This is a genomic window from Microbacterium sp. M4A5_1d (assembly GCF_053345465.1).
In genome coordinates, this window is the sequence record NZ_JBKFAD010000003.1 from 484,032 (window position 1) to 503,645 (window position 19,614).

Annotated in this window: 17 protein-coding genes; 8 read left to right on the forward strand and 9 right to left on the reverse strand. The window is 71.7% G+C overall.

What is annotated here, in order from left to right:
* Complete coding sequence (gene mtrA / locus ACLBWJ_RS14225) at positions 1-681, reverse strand: MtrAB system response regulator MtrA (protein WP_447660580.1); 681 nt, start codon at positions 679-681, stop codon at positions 1-3.
* Positions 682-823: 142 nt separating this feature from the next.
* Between mtrA and ACLBWJ_RS14230 the strand changes: the two genes are divergently transcribed.
* Genes ACLBWJ_RS14230 through ACLBWJ_RS14250 form a run of 5 tightly spaced genes read left to right on the forward strand, consistent with a single transcriptional unit; the run spans position 824 to position 6,139 of the window.
* Positions 824-2,074 (forward strand): hypothetical protein, encoded by a 1,251-nt coding sequence (locus ACLBWJ_RS14230; protein WP_282501348.1) that lies wholly within the window; start codon positions 824-826, stop codon positions 2,072-2,074.
* Positions 2,071-2,703, forward strand: a complete 633-nt coding sequence (locus tag ACLBWJ_RS14235; protein WP_282501349.1) for a DUF4129 domain-containing protein — start codon at positions 2,071-2,073, stop codon at positions 2,701-2,703. The genes ACLBWJ_RS14230 and ACLBWJ_RS14235 overlap by 4 nt, the downstream gene beginning before the upstream one ends.
* A complete protein-coding gene (locus ACLBWJ_RS14240) occupies positions 2,700-3,869 on the forward strand; it encodes a DUF4350 domain-containing protein (RefSeq protein WP_447660581.1) in 1,170 nt (389 codons plus the stop codon). The genes ACLBWJ_RS14235 and ACLBWJ_RS14240 overlap by 4 nt, the downstream gene beginning before the upstream one ends.
* Entirely contained in the window at positions 3,866-4,831 is a 966-nt protein-coding gene (locus ACLBWJ_RS14245) for an AAA family ATPase (RefSeq protein WP_269267817.1), read from the forward strand. Before ACLBWJ_RS14240 ends, ACLBWJ_RS14245 begins: the two co-directional genes overlap by 4 nt.
* A gap of 6 nt (positions 4,832-4,837) precedes the next feature.
* The gene (locus tag ACLBWJ_RS14250) at positions 4,838-6,139 is read left to right on the forward strand and encodes a DUF58 domain-containing protein (RefSeq protein ID WP_274178863.1); all 1,302 of its coding nucleotides are present in this window, start codon (positions 4,838-4,840) and stop codon (positions 6,137-6,139) included.
* A 544-nt stretch (positions 6,140-6,683) separates the two neighbouring features.
* On the opposite strand, the gene katG is transcribed toward ACLBWJ_RS14250, so the two are convergent.
* Genes katG through ACLBWJ_RS14265 form a run of 3 tightly spaced genes read right to left on the reverse strand, consistent with a single transcriptional unit; the run spans position 6,684 to position 10,562 of the window.
* Positions 6,684-9,029: a catalase/peroxidase HPI gene (gene katG / locus ACLBWJ_RS14255; protein WP_274178864.1), complete on the reverse strand. Its 2,346-nt coding sequence runs from the start codon at positions 9,027-9,029 to the stop codon at positions 6,684-6,686.
* Between the two features lie 40 nt (positions 9,030-9,069).
* On the reverse strand, positions 9,070-9,507 hold the full coding sequence (locus ACLBWJ_RS14260; protein WP_274178865.1) for a Fur family transcriptional regulator: 438 nt from the start codon (positions 9,505-9,507) through the stop codon (positions 9,070-9,072).
* A 59-nt stretch (positions 9,508-9,566) separates the two neighbouring features.
* Positions 9,567-10,562, reverse strand: coding sequence for a stage II sporulation protein M (locus ACLBWJ_RS14265; protein ID WP_274178866.1), 996 nt, complete (start codon positions 10,560-10,562; stop codon positions 9,567-9,569).
* 16 nt (positions 10,563-10,578) lie between these two features.
* On the opposite strand from ACLBWJ_RS14265, the gene ACLBWJ_RS14270 reads away from it, so the two are divergent.
* A complete protein-coding gene (locus ACLBWJ_RS14270; RefSeq protein ID WP_447660582.1) occupies positions 10,579-11,439 on the forward strand; it encodes an RDD family protein in 861 nt (286 codons plus the stop codon).
* Here ACLBWJ_RS14270 and ACLBWJ_RS14275 read toward each other — a convergent pair.
* Positions 11,411-11,617, reverse strand: coding sequence for a DUF3499 family protein (locus ACLBWJ_RS14275; protein WP_036305938.1), 207 nt, complete (start codon positions 11,615-11,617; stop codon positions 11,411-11,413). The two genes, ACLBWJ_RS14270 and ACLBWJ_RS14275, sit on opposite strands and share 29 nt — an antisense overlap.
* A gap of 80 nt (positions 11,618-11,697) precedes the next feature.
* Between ACLBWJ_RS14275 and ACLBWJ_RS14280 the strand changes: the two genes are divergently transcribed.
* Positions 11,698-12,138 (forward strand): metallopeptidase family protein, encoded by a 441-nt coding sequence (locus ACLBWJ_RS14280; RefSeq protein ID WP_023955399.1) that lies wholly within the window; start codon positions 11,698-11,700, stop codon positions 12,136-12,138.
* A gap of 7 nt (positions 12,139-12,145) precedes the next feature.
* Here ACLBWJ_RS14280 and ACLBWJ_RS14285 read toward each other — a convergent pair whose 3' ends face one another.
* The 4 genes from ACLBWJ_RS14285 to manA all read right to left on the reverse strand — a co-directional run bounded on the left by ACLBWJ_RS14285 (position 12,146) and on the right by manA (position 18,101).
* Entirely contained in the window at positions 12,146-13,537 is a 1,392-nt protein-coding gene (locus tag ACLBWJ_RS14285) for a DUF5719 family protein (RefSeq protein ID WP_447660583.1), read from the reverse strand.
* Positions 13,534-16,374: a glycosyltransferase family 2 protein gene (locus tag ACLBWJ_RS14290; protein ID WP_447660584.1), complete on the reverse strand. Its 2,841-nt coding sequence runs from the start codon at positions 16,372-16,374 to the stop codon at positions 13,534-13,536. The genes ACLBWJ_RS14285 and ACLBWJ_RS14290 overlap by 4 nt, the downstream gene beginning before the upstream one ends.
* An 89-nt stretch (positions 16,375-16,463) precedes the next feature.
* Positions 16,464-16,784 carry a WhiB family transcriptional regulator gene (locus ACLBWJ_RS14295; RefSeq protein ID WP_023955405.1) on the reverse strand — a complete coding sequence of 107 codons (321 nt, stop codon included), beginning with the start codon at positions 16,782-16,784 and terminating at the stop codon, positions 16,464-16,466.
* A gap of 147 nt (positions 16,785-16,931) precedes the next feature.
* Positions 16,932-18,101, reverse strand: a complete 1,170-nt coding sequence (manA, locus tag ACLBWJ_RS14300) for a mannose-6-phosphate isomerase, class I (protein ID WP_447660585.1) — start codon at positions 18,099-18,101, stop codon at positions 16,932-16,934.
* A 71-nt stretch (positions 18,102-18,172) separates the two neighbouring features.
* On the opposite strand from manA, the gene ACLBWJ_RS14305 reads away from it, so the two are divergent.
* Entirely contained in the window at positions 18,173-19,597 is a 1,425-nt protein-coding gene (locus ACLBWJ_RS14305; RefSeq protein ID WP_447660586.1) for an O-antigen ligase family protein, read from the forward strand.
* The last annotated feature ends 17 nt before the right edge of the window (positions 19,598-19,614 follow it).

Genomic DNA, 19,614 nt, shown 5'->3' on the forward strand with positions numbered 1-19,614 from the left:
TCAGATGACGGCGCCGGCGCGATAGCCGACGCCGCGGACGGTCGTCACGATGCGCGGGTTGTCGGGGTCGATCTCGACCTTCGCCCGCAGCCGCTGCACATGCACGTTCACGAGCCGCGTGTCGGCCTTGTAGTGGTAGCCCCACACCTGCTCGAGGAGCATCTCGCGCGAGAAGACCTGCTGCGGCTTCGAGGCGAGCGCGACGAGCAGCTCGAACTCCAGCGGCGTCAGCGCGATGGCGTCGCTGCCGCGCCGGACCTCGTGGCCCTCGACGTCGACGACGAGATCGCCGATGCGCAGCGACTCGGAGGCCGACGCGACCGCGGGGCGCAGGCGCGTGCGGATGCGGGCGACGAGCTCCTTGGGATTGAACGGCTTGACGATGTAGTCATCGGCGCCCGACTCGAGCCCGCGCACGACGTCGGCCGTGTCGGTGCGCGCGGTCAGCATGATGATCGGCACGCCCGACTCCGCACGCACCTGCGTGCAGATCTCGATGCCGTCCACGCCGGGGAGCATGAGGTCGAGGAGGATGAGGTCGGATTTCTCGGTGCGCCAGGTCTCGACAGCCGCCGCGCCGTCGGCGCAGAAGACGGTGTCGAACCCCTCGGTGCGCAGCACGATGCCGATCATCTCCGCCAGTGCGGTGTCGTCATCGACCACCAGGATGCGAGAAGTCATGGGCGGCGTTCGTCTTTCGGCTCGGGCTCGCGCGCGACGTGCGCGTATTCACCGTACCCGACCCACGGACCCGCGACTCCGGATGCCGCGCCCTCGTGTGACACGATGGGTTCGACCGAGCCGACTGTTCCAGGAGTGCATCGTGACGTCATACCCCGCGTGGACGCCGGCGCCGCGTCCCGGCATCATCCCGCTTCATCCACTCTCGTTCGGGGTGATCCTGGGCCGTTCGTTCTCCGCCCTACGGCAGAACCCCAAGGTGCTGCTGGGCTTCGCGCTGGTCGTGCAGACGGTCGCGATCCTCGTCGCCACCGCGGGCATCGTCGCGGTGGGCTTCGCGACCTTCGGCCGACTCGCGTCGCTGCGCCCCGGCACCGACGAGTTCGAGACGGTCCTGGCCGGGTCCATCGCGATCAGCGGGGCGACGGCGCTGGTGCTGTCGCTGGCCTCCGGCGCGCTCGGCGTACTCGTGCAAGGCGTCGTGGTCAGCGAGGTGGCCCATGCCGTCGTCGCCGAGAAGCACACGCTCGGCGCGCTGTGGCGGCGGGTGAAGCCGGTGGCGTGGCGACTGATCGCATACTCCGCTCTGGTCTTCCTCATCGTGGCCGTCGTCATCGGCGTCCTCGCCGCGGGCGTCATCGGGCTCGCCGTGAGCGTGGGGCCGGCGGCGATCGTCCTCGCCATCCTCCTGGCCCTGTCGGCGATACCGCTCAGCCTGTGGCTGAGCACGAAGCTGCTGCTGGTGCCCTCGGTCATCGTCCTCGAGCAGGCGAGCGTCTTCGGGGCGATCGGGCGATCCTGGCGGCTCACCCGCGGCCGGTTCTGGCCGACGCTCGGGATCATCGTCATCATCTCGATGAGCTTCGGCATCCTCGCGCAGGTCATCAGCGTGCCCTTCTCGTTCGTCACGATGGGGCTGACATCGGTCATCACTCCGACCGGCGACCCCGAACCCGGCCAGATCATCGCCCTGCTCGTCGGCACGCTGTTCGCCCAGGCGTTCGTCACCCTCATCCAGACCATCGCGGTCATCGTCCAGTCGACCGCCGGCGCGCTCGTCTACATCGACTGCCGGATGCGCCGCGAGGGACTCGACCTCGATCTGTCGGCGTACATCGATCAGCGCGATGCCGGCACGCCCGCGCCCGATCCGTATCGGCGAAACGTGGGACGCGCGATGGACGGACGCTGGCAGCCACCCGGGGCCTATGCCGGCACGCAGCCGGGCTACCCGCCGCCGCCCACACAGTACCCCGGCTATCAGCCCGTTCAGTCCCCGCCCGCCGGATCGCCCGCGCCGCAACAGCCCGCCGCGGCAGCCGAGCCCCCCGTCGCACCGGCGGACCGCCCGTCGTCGACCGACTGGACCGCTCCGGGCGCTGACCGCGCATGAGGCTCTTCGCCACCCCGATCGCGCCCGACCCGGACGAAGCCCGTCGATGGGCGGAAGAGGAACTGTCGAAGACCGCGTACCAGGAAGCCGAGCCCACCCCGATCGACCGCTTCGCGCGCGGCGTCGTCGACTTCTTCGCGGCTCTCTTCAGCGGGCAGGTACCCGCGACGCTCGGCCCGTGGCTCGCGGTCGGCGCGATCGTGGTGCTGCTGGTGCTGGTCGCCGTGGCGATCCTCATCTGGGGGCGTCCCCGCGCGGTCGTCCGCTCGCGCGCGAGCGTGCCGCTCTTCGGTGACGACGAGACGAGAAGCGCCGCTCAGCTGCGCTCGGACGCCGAGGATGCCGCGCGCCGCAGCGCGTGGGACGAAGCCATCGTGCTGCGGATGCGTGCGCTCGCCCGTGGACTCGCCGAGCGGACGATCGTCGACCCGGCCCCGGGCACGACCGTGCATCGCTTCGCTGCTGAGGCGGGGCGCGCCTTCCCGGCAGAGAGCGTGGAGCTCGAAGCGGTGGCGCGGACCTTCGACGACGTTCGCTACCTTCGACGCCCGGGAACAGCCGAGGGCTACGCCGCCGTGCGCGCCCTCGATGAGCGACTGGCCGGCGCGCGGGTCGAGGTGCCCGTATGAGCGCGGGGGTCGCGACGCCGCCCGTCGCCCGTCGATCGCGCTCGGTGCTCGGCTGGGCGACCGTGACCGCCGGCCTTCTCGTCGCCGGCCTCGCCGTCGCCGCCATCGCCGGCATCAACACCATGCCGGCACAGGGCCTCCTCGATCCGGAGGCCGCGGGGCCGGAGGGCTCGCGCGCACTGGCCGAACTGCTGCGCGATCGCGGCGTCGAGGTCGAGATCGCCCGCGACCGCACGGCAGCCCTCCAGGCGCTCGAGGGCGGCGACGCGACGCTCGCGATAGCCGACACCGCACCCCTCGACGACGACGACCTCCGGGAGTTGCGGGATGCCGCCTCCGGCGTCGTCCTGCTCGAGCCACGCACGCGCGATCTGCGTGTGCTCCTCGGAGACCCGCGCAGTGCCGGCTTCGGCGACGGCTCAGCCGCCGCACCCTCGTGCGACCTGCCCGCCGCCGCCGTCAGCGGACCGGTCCGGCCGGGCGAGGTGTTCAGCGGAGAGGGGGCAGACCGCACCTGTTACGCGGCCGGCGACGGCTACGGCCTCATCGTCTCGGACCGCGGCGCCGACACCGTCGTCGCTCTGGACGCGACCGCGCTGCTGGTCAACCAACGGCTCGCCGAAGCGGGCAACGCCGCGCTCGGCCTGAATCTGCTGGGCGGCACCGGCACTGTCGTGTGGTACCTGCCGTCCATCGGTGACGGTTCCCTCACCGCCGCGCCGTCGCTGGGTGAGCTCACGCCTCCCTGGGTGACGCCGTCGATTCTCCTGCTCGTCGCCTCGGCCGTCGCGGCCGCCATCTGGCGGGGCCGGCGCTTCGGCCCGCTCGTGGCGGAGAATCTGCCCGTCACCGTCCGCGCGTCCGAGACCACCGAGGGGCGGGCACGCCTGTACGCCGCGTCAGCCGACCCCGTGCACGCGCTCGACCAGCTCCGCCGCGAGACGTTGCGCCGCATCGCGCGACTGCTGGGACTCGGCGCCGCAGACGCCGGCGCGATCGCCGATGCCGCGGCGAGCCGCATCGGAGACGATCGCGCGCGCGTCCGCGGCATCCTGCTCGATGACCTCCCCCGTAACGATCGCGACCTCGTCGACGCCGCCGACCGTCTGCGCGAGGTGGAAGCAGCAGTCCTCCGATCCGTCCGTCCCGAAAGGAACACCCCATGAGCGAGACCGCACCCGGCGACCTGCGCGAGGCGATGAACCGCGTCCGGCTCGAGGTCGGCAAGGCCGTCGTCGGACAGGACGGGGCCGTCACGGGCCTCCTGATCGCGCTTCTCGGCCGCGGACACGTGCTGCTCGAGGGCGTGCCCGGCGTCGCCAAGACGCTGCTCGTGCGCACCTTCAGCCGAGCGGTCGGCCTCGACACCGCCCGCATCCAGTTCACCCCCGACCTCATGCCGGGCGACGTCACCGGATCGCTCGTCTACGACGCCCGCGCCGGGGAGTTCGAGTTCCGTTCCGGACCCGTCTTCACCAATGTGCTGCTCGCCGACGAGATCAACCGCACGCCGCCGAAGACGCAGGCCGCGTTGCTCGAGGCCATGGAGGAGCGCCAGGTCTCGGCCGACGGCGTCTCGCGTCCGCTGCCCGATCCGTTCCTCGTCGCCGCGACGCAGAACCCGGTCGAGCACGAGGGCACCTACACCCTGCCCGAGGCCCAGCTCGACCGCTTCCTCCTCAAGCTCGTGATCGACCTGCCCGCGCGCGACGACGAGATCGCCGTGCTGCGCCGCCACGCCGACGGCTTCCGACCCGGATCCCTCGAGAGCGCGGGCGTGTCGGCGGTCGTCACCGCCGCCGAGATCCGCGCCGCCCAGCAGGCCGCGGCCGCTGTGGCGGTTTCCGACGACGTCCTCGGCTACGTCGTGGATCTCGCCCGGGCGACCCGGCAGTCCCCCTCGGTCCAGCTGGGCGCGAGCCCGCGTGCCGCGACCGCGCTGCTCGCCGCCGCCAAGGCGTGGGCCTGGCTGGGCGGCTACCCGGCGATCACGCCGGACCACGTGCAGACGATGCTCGTTCCCGCGTGGCGCCACCGGCTGCAGCTGCGCCCGGACGCCGAGATCGAGGGCGTCTCCGCGGACACGATCCTCAGCTCCGTGCTGCAGCAGACCCGCGTCCCGATCTGAGGCGTCGTGTACCTCTCCGGCCTGTTCGTGCTGCTCGTCGCCGCCGGCGTCGTGCCCGTCGTGCTCGCCCCCGCGGCGGGGCTCGATGCGGCGTGGGCGGCGCTCGCGTGGATCGGGCTGTGCCTCGTCCTCGCCACCGTCGACGTCATAGCCGCCGGACCGCTGCGCACCGTTGAGATCGAGCGTCGCATCCCCTCACGCGCGCGGGCGGGCGAGCCCGTCGAGACGAGCATCCTGTTGCGCAATCCTGGAGCCCGCGGCATCCGTGGTCTCCTTCGCGACGGCTGGCAGCCGACCGCCGGTGCCGGCGACGCGCGCGCCGCCGTCGACCTTCCTGCGGGTGAGCGGAGAGCTGTCGCCATGCCGCTCCTCCCCCGGCGCCGGGGCGAGCTGCGCTCGGCGTTCGTCGCGCTGCGCAGCCGCGGCCCGCTGGGGCTCGCGGGGCGGCAGCGGGTGATCGCGGCACCGGGTGCGCTGCGCGTGCTGCCCCCGTTCGCCTCGCGTCGGCATCTGCCGTCGCGGCTCGCCCGGCTGCGCGAGCTCGACGGCAACACGAGCGTCCAGGTGCGCGGGCGCGGCACGGAGTTCGACAGCCTGCGCGAATACGTGCGGGGTGACGACGTCCGCTCCATCGACTGGCGTGCGACCGCCCGCGCCGGGACGACGATGCTGCGCACCTGGCGTCCGGAACGCGATCGACACGTCGTGATCGTCATCGACACGGGCCGCACCAGCGCATCGCGCGTGGGTGACGGTGTCCGTCTGGATGCCGCGATGGAGTCGGCGCTGCTGCTCAGCGCCCTCGCCCAACGTGCCGGCGACCATGTCCATCTGCTCATGTTCGACCGTGCTCGGCGCGCGCGGGTCACCGGCATCGACGGCCCGCGGTTGCTGCCTGCCCTCGTGGACGCGATGGCACCGGTCGAGCCGACGCTCATCGACACCGACTGGAACGCCGTCCTCACGGAGGTGCGTGCGCTGACGTCGCGGCCCTCTCTCGTGGTGCTGCTGACCGCGCAGGACGCCCCCGATGCCGCCCGGGGTTTCCTCGGAGCCCTGCCATCGTTGACGGAGCGCGCCACCGTTCTCGTCGGGTCGGCACAGGATGCACCCGAGGCTGCGCCGGCTGAGCGTACCGCCGAGGACGTCTACCGCGAAGCCGCGATCGCGCACGCCACGCGTGATTCGGAGTCGGTCGCGGCGGCGATCCGTCGCGCCGGCGGCGCCGCCCTCAGCGCGACGCCCGACGTGCTGCCCCCCGCGATCGCCGACCACTACCTCGCGCTGAAGGCCGCCGGCCGCCTCTGACCCAACCCGCAGCCGTGCTCTACCCGTGCCCGCGTTGCAGCGTCCCTTTCACCTGGCAGCTCGCGCCCTCTCGCGCCTCAAGTTTGGGCACCAACTGCCAACCCAAACCCGCAGCCCCGCCCCACCCCGGGGCCCCGCGTTGCGGCATCCCTTTCACCTGGCAGCTCGCGCCCCTACACGCCCCAGGTTGGGGCCCCAACTGCCAACCCAAACCCGCAGCCCCTGCTCACGTGGCAACTCGCGCCCCCTTCCGAGCCGGGTTTGGGCACCAACTGCCAACCCAAACCCGCAGCCCCGCCCCACCCCGGGCCCCGCGTTGCAGCATCCCCTTCACCTGGCAGCTCGCGCCCTCTCGAGCCTCAAGTTTGGGCACCAACTGCCAACCCAAACCCGCAGCCCCTGCTCACCTGGCAGCTCGCGCCCCTACGAGACCCAGGTTGGGGCCCCAACTGCCAACCCGAACCCGAACCCGAACCAGCGCGAGCAGCGACGACGAAGGCCCGCCCCGGGGAATCGGGACGGGCCTTCGCAGGGATGCTGCGGGTCAGCGCAGGTCGAAGCGGTCGAGCTCGGTGACCTTGGTCCAGGCGGCGACGAAGTCGCGCACGAACTTCTCGCTCGCGTCATCCGAGGCGTACACCTCGGCGATGGCGCGCAACTCCGAGTTGGAGCTGAACAGCAGGTCGACGCGCGTGCCGATGCCGATCTCCGAACCGTCGGCGTTCACGCCGCGGAAGGCGTGCGAGCCGGGGTCGAGCGGCTTCCAGGTGGCGCCGAGGTCGAGCAGCTTCACGAACACGTCGTTCGTCAGCACGCCCGGACGCTCGGTGAACACGCCGAACGACGATCCGTCGTAGTTCGCTCCCAGGGCGCGAAGGCCACCGACGAGCACGGTCATCTCGGGAGCGCTCAGCGTCAGCAGGTTCGCCTTGTCGATCAGGTGGTGCTCCGCCGGCAGGAACGCGTTCGGGCCGTAGTAGTTGCGGAACCCGTCGGCGACCGGCTCGAGGTGGCTGAACGACAGCTCGTCGGTCTGCTCCGCGGTGGCGTCGGTGCGTCCGGGACGGAAGGGAACCGTCACCTCGACGCCGCCGTCGCGCGCGGCCTTCTCGACACCGGCGTTGCCCGCCAGCACGAGGAGGTCGGCCAGCGAGACCTTCTTGCCGTCGGCACGGCCGTCGTTGAACGACGCCTGCACGCTCTCGAGCACGCCGAGCACGCGCTGCAGCTGGGCCGGGTTGTTGGCCTCCCAGTCCTTCTGCGGGGCGAGACGGATGCGGGCGCCGTTGACGCCGCCGCGCTTGTCGCTGCCTCGGAACGTCGAGGCCGCGGCCCACGTCGTCGAGACGAGCTCGCTCACGGTCAGGTCGGTCGCGAGGATGCGCGCCTTGAGGTCGGCGGCATCCGCGTCATCGATCAGCTCGTGGTCGACGGCGGGCAGCGGGTCCTGCCAGATGAGCTCCTCCTGCGGCACCTCGGGTCCGAGGTAGCGGGCGATGGGGCCCATGTCGCGGTGCGTGAGCTTGAACCAGGCGCGAGCGAACGCGTCGCCGAAGGCCACCGGGTCGTCCTTGAAGCGACGCGAGACCTCGTCGTAGGCGGGGTCCATGCGCAGCGCGAGGTCGCTCGTGAGCATGCGCGGCTCGCGGCGGCCGTCGGAGTGCGCGAGCGGCACCATGTCGGCACCGGCACCGTTGACGGGACGCCACTGGTGTCCGCCGCCGGGGCTGCGCATGAGCTCCCAGTCGTAGGCGTAGAGGATGTGGAAGAACTCGTTGTCCCAGCGGGTGGGGTGATACGTCCAGGTGACCTCGAGGCCCGACGTGATCGTGTCGTCGCCGTGGCCGGTGCCGAAGTTGTTCTTCCAGCCCAGGCCCTGCATCTCGACGCCCGCGGCCTCGGGGTTGTCCTCGAGGTTCGAGTCGGGGGCCGCGCCGTGGGTCTTGCCGAAGGTGTGGCCACCGGCGATGAGGGCGACGGTCTCCTCGTCGTTCATGCCCATGCGGCCGAACGTCTCACGGATGTCGCGGGCCGACTTCAGCGGGTCGGGCTCGCCGTTCGGACCCTCGGGGTTGACGTAGATGAGGCCCATCTGCACGGCGGCGAGGGGCTTCTCGAGGTCACGGTCGCCGGAGTAGCGCTCGTCGGCGAGCCACGTCGTCTCGGGGCCCCAGTACACGTCGTCGTCCGGCTCCCAGACGTCGGGACGGCCGCCGGCGTAGCCGAAGGTCGAGAAGCCCATGGACTCCAGCGCGACGTTGCCGGCGAGGATCATGAGGTCAGCCCACGAGATCGACTGGCCGTACTTCTTCTTGACGGGCCACAGCAGGCGCCGAGCCTTGTCGAGGTTGACGTTGTCGGGCCAGCTGTTCAGGGGGGCGAAGCGCTGCTGGCCGGCCCCACCGCCGCCGCGGCCGTCGGTGACGCGGTACGTGCCGGCCGAGTGCCAGGCCATACGGATCATGAGCGGGCCGTAGTGACCGAAGTCGGCCGGCCACCAGTCCTGCGACGTGGTCAGGACCTCTTCGATGTCCTTCTTCACGGCGGCGAGGTCGAGCGACTCGAACGCAGCCTTGTAGTCGAAGTCCTCACCGACGGGGTTGGCCACGGCGGGGTTCTTCTTCAGGATGCGCAGGTTGAGCTGGTTCGGCCACCAGACGTGGTTGGCGTTGCCGACCGTCGGGTGAGGCTGTCCGCCGTGCGATCCGTGGCCGTGCCCCTGTCCCTGCTCGCCGCCGTGGATGACGGGGCAGCCGCCGGCGTCGTTGGAACGCGGCCGGGTCTCGCCGTCGGCGCGCTCGTCTTCGGGTGTGTCGATGGGGGTGACCGCCTGGTCGGTGTCGGTCACGTCCTCGCCGATGGGCGCGGACTGCTGGTCGCGATCGCTCATGGGGATCCTTCCGTTGGGGGTTTTCGGGAGAGAGAGAAGATCAGGATGCTGCCGGGGGCGCGGATGCGGCGCACGCCGCACACCGACCCCAGTAGGTCACCTCGGCCGAGGCGACCTCGAACCCGTGGTCGTCGGACGGGTGCAGGCACGGCGTGTGCCCGACGGCGCAGTCGACGTCTTCGACCCGGCCGCACTCGGTGCACACGAGGTGGTGGTGGTTGTCGCCGACGCGCAGCTCGAACAGCATGGAGCGACCGGCGGGCTCGATGCGCCGAGCGAGACCGGCGTCGGCGAAGTCGTTGAGGGCGTTGTACACCGACTGCCGACTGGTCTGCGGCATCCGCTGGACGACGGCCGCATAGACCTCGTCGGCACTGGCGTGGGGGCTCGCATGCAGAGCGTCGTAGACGGCGGAGCGGGACTCGGTCACACGCAGACCGAAGGCGCGGATGGCCTCGGGAGCGGTCGCGATCGTCATGCCCCGATCGTATCCGGCATTTTTGATCAGATCAAATTAAGCCGCGGTGAACGCGCTCGTCAGCCCGCGACGAGACGCGGGGTGCCGGCCTCGTATTCGGTGAGGTCACCGGTCTCGCCCCGCCGCGCCGCGATGCGGCCCAGGCCCAGCATGTATGCGAGGAACACGGCGAGGGCCAGTGCACCGATGCCGATCTTGATCGGCCACGGCCAGGGCTGACGCGTCACGAAGCCCTCGACGAGCCCGGAGAGCGCGAGGGCGAGGATCAGTCCGATCGCCACCGTCGCGAGGGATCTGCCGGCGGCTGCGAGCGCCTCGCCGCGGCTGCGCCGCCCGGGCGCGACCCACGCCCAGAAGATGTGCAGACCCGTCGCCCCGGCCACGAAGATGCAGGTGAGCTCGAGCAGGCCGTGCGGTGCGATGTGCAGCAGGAAGACGTCGCCGCGGTCGAACGAGATGAGGATCGCCGCTGCCTGACCGATGCTGACGGCGTTCTGCATGAGCACCATGACCGGCCACAGGCCGGTGATCCCGAACAGCACGCATTGGGCGGCGATCCACGCATTGTTCGTCCACACGGTTCCCGCGAACACCGCGGCGGGGTTCTCGCTGTAATAGGCGGTGAAGTCGTTCTCGGCATACTGCTCGAGCTGCGCCTGCGAGCCGAGGGCGGCGACCGCGGCCGGATCGCCCGAGACCCAGAAGGCGACGAGGGCACTGATCACGACGAAGCCGACGGCGACCGCCAGCGTGGTCCAGCGCACGCGGTACAGCGCGGCCGGCAGCTGCTGCAGGAAGAAGCGGGGCAGCTGCCGGAGCACGTTCTCGGGGGCTCCGGTCAGCCGCAGACGTGCGCGCGACAGGATCATCGAGAGCCGATCGCCCTCGACGCTGCGACCCGCCGAGGTTTTGATGTCGGCGAGATCGGCCGACGCCGCGCGATAGCGGGTGACCAGTTCGTCGACCTCGTCGCTCGACAAGCGGCGGGCGCGGCCGAGCGCGTCGAGCCGATCCCATTCGGCGCGACGCGCGGCGACGAGGGCGTCGAGGTCCATTTGCTTAACTGTACCCATGACCACGCCCGCTCCCCCGGTGCAGATCGCCCAGGACGAGATCCTCACCGGCGAGGCGGTCGCACTCGACGTTCAGCCCCTCGGCTTCTTCCTCCGCGCGCTCGGAGCTCTCATCGACGTCCTCTGCGGCGTCGCGCTGCTGCTGCTGTCCTACTTCGTCGGAGGCTTCGTCGTCGGGGGCCTCGGCCTCGAGAACCTGTCCGGAATCCTCGTCGTCTCGGCGCTCGTCCTCGTGCTCGTCGTCATCCCGACGGCGATCGAGGCGCTCACGCGCGGCCGCAGTCTCGGGAAGCTGGCGGTCGGCGGTCGCATCGTCCGCACCGACGGTGGCGCCACCGGATTCCGACAGGCCTTCATCCGCGCCCTCGTCGGTGTGCTGGAGATCTGGTTCACCTTCGGCGCCCTCGCGGGGATCGTCGCGACGTTCACCCCGCGATCGACCCGCCTCGGCGACATGGTCGCGGGAACGTACTGCGAACGCACGCGCGCGCCCCGCCTCCCGACCCCCGCCGGGCCCGTCCCCGGTCAGCTGCAGGAATGGGCGGAGGTGGCCGATGTGGGAAGACTGCCCGACCGCATCGCCCGACGGGCGACTCAGTTCGCACGCTCGGCCGAGGGCATGGAACCGGGGGCGCGCTCGCGCTCGGCGGCGATGATCGCCGCCGAGATCGCACCTTTCGTCTCACCCCTGCCGCACTCGGACCCGGAGACGCTCGTGCGAGCGGTCGTGGCGGTGCGACGCGACCGCGAGTACGCCGCGATCATGCGAACCGACGAGCGCGCAGCGGCGCTCGTCGGCGCGGCCCAGGAGACGCCGCGCGGATTCCCGGTCAGACCCGCAGGGTCTCGTGCCGGATGACGACCCAGCCCTTCGGCACCGACAGGCGCTCGGTGTGGATGGCGCAGAGGTCGTGCGCGTGCGGGTCCGTTCCGCCGCCGAGCGGACCCAGGGCGGCCATCTGGTCGCCGTAGTCGAAGGTGAGGGTCGTCACGGCCTCGCGGGCGCAGCCCACCTTCGAACACAGTCTCTCGCGCATCGCATCCACGGTAACGCCGTGTACCCCGTACGTCCGGATGCCGCGCCGAGCCTCCGCCCCTCGCGGCATAGGATGGCCTCATGATCCGGCGTCGTTCCCGACCCGTCCCGCCGCGGCGGAACCGGCCGTCGCGGCACGGCCGTCATGGCCGCGATGACCGGAGCCCCGTCGTGCGGCCGCCACTCCCTCCCCTCGAGACGCGCTCCGAGCGATTCGATCTGTCGGTGGGCACCGCTGCTGAGTTCCTGCGCAGCGCCTGGCCCGAGCTGCGGGAGGTCCGCTTCGAGGTCGCCGGGATGCCCGCGGCGAGCGACGAAGACGGCATCCCTCGCTGGCAGGTCTTCGCCGCCGAGAAACGGATCGTGCTGTACCGCCTGCCGATAGAGCGCTTGAACCGACTGCACCGGAACGACGACCTGCACCGCCGGATGATGGTCGAGAGCTGCGTCTTCCGCGCTGCGGCCGAGTACCTCGATCGCGACCCGTGGGATCTCGGGCCCGATCGCTTCCGCTTCCTCTGACCGACGCCTAGGGATAGACGGTGAGTTCGGCCGCTGCTGCGGCGGAACCGGCCACCGGGTAGGTTCCGAGCTGTCCGTCGCCCGAGAAGCCGATGGAACCGCGGATGCCGCCGGCCCCGGGGTCGACCCGGTAGATCGTCCCGGCTTCGACATCGATCGTCCGCGACTGCCCGGCGGCGAGTTCGACCGTCCGGGGCGTTCCGCCGCTCACCGGCGTCACCGTGGCGACGGTCTCGCGCTCGGCCGTCAGCGTGAGCGTCGGCGCGGGGGCCGGCGCGACGGCGACGAGAGTGGGGGCCTCGACGAGCGGCGCTGCCACCGCCCAGGCGAAGTCGGCAGGGGCCGCGAGGTCGGTCGATGTCCATGCCGCCGCCACGAGAGGCGCATCCGCGGTCGCGGTCACCGTGTAGTCGCCGACGGGCATCCCCGTCACCTCGAGCTCGACCGGTCGGCCAGCCGTGAGGGCGATGTCATCCTGCTGGGACACCACACCGCCGTCCGCGACGGAACGCACCGTGACGCTCGCGCCTGCGTCGGCCGCTGTGGCCATCAGGCGCACCGAGAGCCCTCCGGCCGAAGCGCCGGAGTCGGGTGCGACCGTCACGTTCACGGCCGGGATCACCTGCTGGGGAGCGGGGAGCGCGCTCGCGCCGATCTGGTCCACTCCGCCCGCGATGAGCGTGCGGGTCAGTGTCGACTGCAGCGAGGCCCGGACGGGGGCGCCTTGGGCCGTGACCTGCACGACCGGGCTCTGCTCGCCGCGACGGAGAGCCGCGAGGGGGATAGCCCGCTGCGAGCGAGCCCCGACGACGATGCCTTGTCCCGCGACGGGTTCCTGCATACCGTCGGCGCCGAACACGCGGAGGTCGACGGTCGCGGCGACATCGCCCGGGTTCGTCAGGAGGACCAGGTCGCTGGCGCCCGTCGCCGCCGATCCGCCGACCAGCCACGACTCCATCGCGGGACGCGTGCAGGCCGAGACGGCGAGTCCGCGCAGGTCGGCCTCGTCGAGCGATGCGGCCGACGCCGCGCCGAGATCCGTCGGGCGGCCTCCCGTCGGCTCTGCCGAGAAGGCCGCCGGCGGTGCGCCGTCGTCCGCACGGTCAGGGGCGGCGAGGGTGTACTCGGTGGGTTCGGCCCCGTCGGCAGCGGCGACGACGGTCGACGACGCGGCGCTGGTGATCGCGCTCGCAGCCGTCGCGTCACGGCCGAGCGCGAGCAGGGGTCCGTCGCACGCCGCGACCGAGCGCGCCGCCTCGGGCACAACGTCGAGCGACATCGGCTCGCGCGTGAGGGTCGGCCACGGCGCGGCAGCGGCAGCGATCACGCCGCCGCCGATGACGACAGCGGTCACGGCTCCCGCCACGAGACGGGTCACGAGTGCAGTTCGCGTGGTCATCGGTCCCTCCTGCGGAGCGCACGTATCCCCACGAGACGCGGAGCGGCCCGAGATGCCGATCGGCTGCCCCGCGTGGGCAGGGCCAGCAGCAGGGCGATGGCGAACACCGCGGCGATGCCGCTCCACGCTGCGGCGGCGAATGCGCGCGCGGATGCCGGCGCGTCCGCTCGGGGAGCCACCTCACCGGACAGGCGCCACAGCTCGCCCTTGTCCGTCGAGCCGACGGCGTCCAAGCCGTCGCGGCTGCCCAGCGCCGTCGCCGCTGCGAGGCGTGTGCTGCGGGCCGCGGCGGATTCGTCGTCCCCGTTCGAGGCGAGCAGGATGAACGCGACACCGTGGTCGCGCAGCTCGCCGACGACGTCGTTCGCGGTATCGGCGACGAGGTCGGCGGCGACCTGCGCCGCTTCCCGATCGGCATCGGTCAGCTCCGTGCGCGTGGTGACGAGTGAGGACTGGCCGCCGAGGGTCGCACTGCCGCCCCAGACGACATCGACCGCGACACCGTCGTCGGTGGGAGTCAGCACGATGGTTCCGAGTCCCGGCGTGTTCGCCCCCTCGGCCGCCACGAATGCGGGAAGGGTGCTCGTCTCGCCGCGACCGACGGCCGCGGCATCCCGCGCGTGAGCGGTCAGCGTCGGGACGGCTGCGACGACCAGACCGGCGACGGCGATCGCGGCGGCGACCGTCCGGACCGCTCGAACCGGCACCACGCTGTCGAGCGTCAACAGCGCCGCGCCGACGACTCCGATCCACGCGAGGCTGAGGGCGGCGCCCGGCCAGAGCGGGATCGCGGTCGTCCCGTCGATGGCGACTGCCAGGCCTGCCGCGGCGAAGGCGGTCGCGACTCCGAGACCCGCGACGGTCAGGAGCACGATTCCGACGAAGCGACGCGTCGACGCGGCAGCGGCGAGCGCGAGCGCGAGCAGCGGCGCGGTGAACAGCAGCAACCACCACACCGGGCCGGAGGCTCCCGTGAAGGCCGCCCACCCCGCATCCGCAGGGAACCCGGCGGCGAACAGGAATCTCCCGACGACATCATCGGCGAATCGCGGGCCGCTCCACGGCACCCCCGGGTCGGCCAGCAGCGACCACGGGTCTCCGGCGCGGAGCCGCGCGAGAACGAGCGGTGCCGACAGCGCGAGCGACGGGAGGATGATCCACAGCCACCGGAACGCCGCGCGCCGGCCCCGGAGCACCATCGACAGCACGACGGCGAAGACCCAGATGATCACGACGGGAGCGGACAGAACCGGGGAGCAGGCCAAGACGACGGCGAGGAGGATCGAAGCCGTACCTGCATTGCCCCACGAACGGTGAGCGCCGGCAGCGGTGAACGCCAGCCACGGCAGCACGAGGTGGACGATGACGGATGCCGGGCGCCCGTCGCCCAGTGCCACGAGGAACATCGGCGCCAGTGCCCAGATCGCGGCACCGACGATGCGCAGCGCCGCACGCTCGGTGACGCGCGTGGCAGCGAACCATCCGCCGAGCACCGCGAGCGGGAGGGCGAGGAGCCACAGCACCACGAGCGCGCGCGACGGGTCCGTCGGCGAGAACGATGCGAGCACAGCGAGAACGGCGCTGAACGGGTCAGCGGGGCCGACCGCTTCCCACCCGAGCGGTCGTTGCGCACCCGTCGCCTCGTACCAGGCGCGGGCCGCGTTGGCGGCGAGCGGAGCGAGGGCTCCGCCGCCGATGGAGGGCCAGCTCAATGCCGCGGGCATCGCCGCGATCGAGACGACGAGGGCTGCGAGGACTGCCCACGCACCACCGCCGGAGAAGAAGCCGAGCTCGGTCCGACGCGGACCGTCGCCGGCGGGCTGATCCTCGATGAGACGCTGCCGCATGACCCGCGAGCTGACTCGCAGCGACGCCAGTTGCGACCAGGATGCGCGCCGGTGACGAGCGATCCGACGTCGGGCGCGGGCGACGGCACGCAACCGGACCAGCACGGTCACGGCGGCCGACCATTCCGGGCCGATCCGCGCGGGACGTTTGCCGACGAGGTCGACGACGCTGCGCCAGAGCGCCAGTGGCAGGAGCGTGAGCCAGTGCAGTACGACGACGGGCGGCGGGGCGTAAACCAATCGCCGGTGCAGCTGCGCGACGCGTGCGGCATGCGTGACGCGGGCGCGGGCGCCCGTGGTCCGCGGTGCTGGGGGGCCGGCCACGCCGTCGTGCGCGACGGCGATGCGCGCCCCGGGCGCGAGGACCACGCGGCCGCCGGCCAGACGCACGCGCACACCGAGATCGAGCCCCTCGTCGGCACCGGCGAGGGCATCGTCGAGCCCGTCGAGCTCCCGCCACGCCGCGGTGTGGACGAGGATGCCGCGCACATCACCGCCGAGGACGTCGTCCGTACCGTCGTGCTGGCCCTGGTCGTGCTCACCGTCAGCGAGACCGACCGCAGCGCCGAACCTCGTCATCGAGCGTCCCAGCGAGACGATGCGCGTGTTGTCATCCCACTCGACGAGCTTCGGAATGGCGATCGCGACGGACGGCGCCGTCTCGAGGGCGGCGGCCAGCCGCTGCAGCGCCTGCGGCTCGGGCGCGACGTCCTGCGCCAGCAGCCACACCGCGTCACCGTCGAGACGCCGTGACGCCAGCCGGAGCGCGGCAGCGAAGCCCGTTCGGGACGGCGCGGCGATCACCACCTCGGCACCCGACTCCTCCGCGAGAGCGCGCAGACGGTCGTCGCCGCCGCACAGCACGATCGTCAACGCGTTGACGGCGCGCGTCTGATCGCGCAGCGCGGCGAGCGTGCGCGTGAGATGGAAGGCTGCCGGTGCGCGTCCATCGGGACGCACGACCAGGAGCGCATGAACACGGGCGGGCATGACGGAGCAAGCCTAGGTGGCGATTCTGAGCGAGCTCGACAGCGGCGAGGCGGTTCGCCGATATCAGCGACCCCGGCCGCCGGAGCTCGTCAGACTGCGCGACGCTTCAGCTTGCGGCGCTCGCGCTCGCTGAGGCCGCCCCAGATGCCGAAGCGCTCGTCGTTCTGCAGGGCGTACTCGAGGCATTCCCCGCGGACGTCGCACGACGTGCAGATGCGCTTGGCGTCGCGGGTCGAGCCGCCCTTCTCGGGGAAGAACGCCTCGGGGTCGGTCTGCGCGCAGAGCGCGTCGGTCTGCCAGGCGAGCGCATTGTCGTCACCGTCGGTGTCGACGCGGCGAACACCGGGCACGCCCAGGTTGACCGGATCGACGAACCAGTTGTCGGGAACGCCCGAACGGTATGCCGTCATATCGTGTCCCCTCCTCGCCGGCCGGCACGCGAGCCGCGTGTCTCGCATTAATTACACCCGTGTGATTCCTCTGGGTCAAGTCGCGGATCGTAAACCCTCAAGCCCATGTTTAAGCTTCGCGACGCTCCATCGGCGTGTCGCGACTCGTCAGGCGCCGGGCTGCGCGACGAATGCCTCCCCCGCGCCGCCGATCGCGACGGACGCCGCCGCGACGACGGCCGCCGTGCCGGGCACGAGCTCCACGCGCTGACCGTCCGCTTCGACGACGACGTCGCCGCGGGTCGCGAGGACGATCGCCGTGCCGGCGAGCGCGATCTCGGTGACCGCCTCGAAGGTCGTCTCGACGCGCGCGAGACGGAAGTCCGGCACGCCGACGTCATAGCCGAACACCCCGGGCGCAACCTCGATGGGCTCGACGATCGGCGCGGGACCGCTGTCGGTGCTGACGATCTGCAGCAGCTCCGTCACGTCGACGTGCTTGGGCGTGAGGCCACCGCGGAGCACGTTGTCGCTGGCGGCCATCAGTTCGACTCCGAGGCCCTCCTGATAAGCGTGGAGCACACCCGCCGGCGCGAAGAGCGCCTCGCCTCGTCGCAGCTCGACGAGATTCATGAGGGTCGCCACGATGAGCCCCGGGTCGCCAGGGAATGCACCCGCGATCTCGCTGAGCACGGCCGTCTCGGCGGCGAAGTCCGAGTCCGAGCGGCCCGCCCCCACGGATCGATCGAGCGCAGCGGCGAGGTCGGTCACGACATCCGATGCCTCGCCGGAGAGCGCCCATCCGATGACGCGGCGGAGCGCCGCAGACTCGTCCTCGGCGTCGGTCGGCGTGAGCGCAGCGGCCAACGCGACGACGCCCGCACCTTCACCCAGAGCGGCGAGCAGGCGCTGGGTGTCGGCGATCGGCCGCAATCCGACCAGCGCGCGGAACGATTCCGAGAGGGCGACGATGATCTCGGGCTTGTGATTCTCGTCGCGGTAGAGGCGGTCCCCGGCATCGCGCGGGATGCCCGCCGCCTCTTCGCGCGCGAATCCCGCGGCTGCCTGCTCCCGGGAAGGGTGCGCTTGGATCGACAGCGACGTCGCCGCCGCGAGGATCTTCAGCAGGTAGGGAAGCGGCTCGATCCCGGCCTCGGACAGGGCGAGGTCGAGCGGGCGTCTCGTGCCGTCGTCGACGCGCGACGGGCTGCCCGGATGATCACCGAACCAGATCTCCGCTTCGGGCTCCCCCGACGGCTCGCGACCCTGCAGCTCGGCGATGAGCGTCTGGGAGCCCCATGCGTAGTCTCTGGCGATGTTCGAGATCGGAATCAGCACGAGCCCAGCCTAGAGCGCGGGCACTGTCGGATCGGGTGCCGGACGCGCCGCCGCGATAGCCTGTCTGCACCATGGCCGTCTACTCACGCCACCCCGTCTCGGCGCCTCCCGCGGCGCCCGCGCGAGAGACCACCGGGCATCTCCTCCTGCGGGCGTGGTGCGTCTTCGTCATCGCCGCGTCGATGGCCGGCACGAGCTGGCTGATGGCGTTCGGCCCGGCGGTCGCAGGCGTCGTCGTCGTCGCGACCGGACTCGTGTCGACGGTCCTCTGGGTCTCTCTGCGGCCGCGGGTGCAGTGGCGCCGCCTGCCGTGGTTCGCGCTGGCCTACGTCGCGTGGGCCGTGATGTCGATGCTGTGGTCCGCGTGGCTGGGTGCCACCGAGCTCACGCTGCTGCTGCTCGTATCGACGACCGTGCAGGCGATGTTCGTCGGCGCGGTGCTGACCTGGCGCGAGATCCTGCGCGCGGTCGCGGCGGCGCTGAAGTGGATGCTGGCACTGTCCATCCTGTTCGAACTGTGGGTCGCCCTCATCTGGCGCGGTGACATCCTCCCGGGCTTCGTCCGACCGGATGCCGACTACGCCGGCCACCCCATCACCCTCTGGTCACGCGACAACCTCTTCAACGGCGGCCGCCTGCAGGGGATCTTCGGCAACGCCAACCCCCTCGCCTACATCGCCCTCCTGGCGATCATCGTCTTCGTCGTGCGGATCGCATCGGGCGCGCCGCGCAGGTTCCTGCTCGGGCTCTGGACGGCGCTCGCTGTCTTCCTCTTCTGGCGGGCGGCCTCGGCCACCGCGCTCCTGTGCGCCATCGCTGTGGCGGTCGTGCTCGTGACGATCCTGCTGATGCGCACCGCGCGCCGCCCCGGCGAGCGCACGCGTTTCTATGTCATGTACCTCGTCGTCGCCGGCCTCGGCGGCGCCGTCGTGTGGCTCGCGCGCGACACGGTGTTCGATCTGCTCGGCCGCTCGTCCGATCTGACGGGGCGTCAGCGGATCTGGGACGCCGTCGGCGAGCGCATCGCCGAGCGGCCGCTGATCGGGTGGGGCTACTCGACCCCCTGGGTTCCGTCGGACCCGGCGTTCGACGGCTGGATCGTCGACCACGGCGTCAGCGTCATGCAGGCGCACAACATGTGGCTCGACGTCGCGCTCCAGCTCGGCTTCATCGGCGTCGCTCTCATCGCGCTCGCCCTGCTGGCGTTCGTCTGGCGGTCCTGGTTCTTCGCCGTCGATCGGCCCCGGTGGGACCTCGTGGCCGATCGCCCCTATACAGCTCTGACGCTCGTTCCCTCCCTCGTCGCGACCATCCTGCTCGTCCAGGGGCTCGCCGAGTCGGCACCGCTGCTGAACTGGGGATGGTTCCTCATCATCCTGTTCGCGTTCAAGATCAAGCAGGCCCCGCTCGTCGGGCGCGGTCCGGCCGAGCAACGTCTCGACGCGGAGCAGGGCGACCGCCTTCCCGAGCAGCCGGAGGCGCTCCGGGGTACGTGATGGCTCTCAGCCCCTGC

Bases quoted from the DNA above. Each gene is read 5' to 3' on its own strand.
- ACLBWJ_RS14285 (WP_447660583.1), bottom strand. From the start codon at position 13,537: ATGACCACGCGAACTGCACTCGTGACCCGTCTCGTGGCGGGAGCCGTG.
- ACLBWJ_RS14245 (WP_269267817.1), top strand. From the start codon at position 3,866: ATGAGCGAGACCGCACCCGGCGACCTGCGCGAGGCGATGAACCGCGTC.
- ACLBWJ_RS14305 (WP_447660586.1), top strand. From the start codon at position 18,173: ATGGCCGTCTACTCACGCCACCCCGTCTCGGCGCCTCCCGCGGCGCCC.
- ACLBWJ_RS14265 (WP_274178866.1), bottom strand. From the start codon at position 10,562: ATGGACCTCGACGCCCTCGTCGCCGCGCGTCGCGCCGAATGGGATCGG.
- ACLBWJ_RS14260 (WP_274178865.1), bottom strand. From the start codon at position 9,507: ATGACGATCGCGACCGCTCCCGAGGCCATCCGCGCCTTCGGTCTGCGT.
- ACLBWJ_RS14275 (WP_036305938.1), bottom strand. From the start codon at position 11,617: ATGCGCGAGAGACTGTGTTCGAAGGTGGGCTGCGCCCGCGAGGCCGTG.
- ACLBWJ_RS14280 (WP_023955399.1), top strand. From the start codon at position 11,698: ATGATCCGGCGTCGTTCCCGACCCGTCCCGCCGCGGCGGAACCGGCCG.
- ACLBWJ_RS14240 (WP_447660581.1), top strand. From the start codon at position 2,700: ATGAGCGCGGGGGTCGCGACGCCGCCCGTCGCCCGTCGATCGCGCTCG.
- katG (WP_274178864.1), bottom strand. From the start codon at position 9,029: ATGAGCGATCGCGACCAGCAGTCCGCGCCCATCGGCGAGGACGTGACC.
- mtrA (WP_447660580.1), bottom strand. From the start codon at position 681: ATGACTTCTCGCATCCTGGTGGTCGATGACGACACCGCACTGGCGGAG.
- ACLBWJ_RS14290 (WP_447660584.1), bottom strand. From the start codon at position 16,374: ATGCCCGCCCGTGTTCATGCGCTCCTGGTCGTGCGTCCCGATGGACGC.
- ACLBWJ_RS14235 (WP_282501349.1), top strand. From the start codon at position 2,071: ATGAGGCTCTTCGCCACCCCGATCGCGCCCGACCCGGACGAAGCCCGT.
- ACLBWJ_RS14295 (WP_023955405.1), bottom strand. From the start codon at position 16,784: ATGACGGCATACCGTTCGGGCGTTCCCGACAACTGGTTCGTCGATCCG.
- ACLBWJ_RS14270 (WP_447660582.1), top strand. From the start codon at position 10,579: ATGACCACGCCCGCTCCCCCGGTGCAGATCGCCCAGGACGAGATCCTC.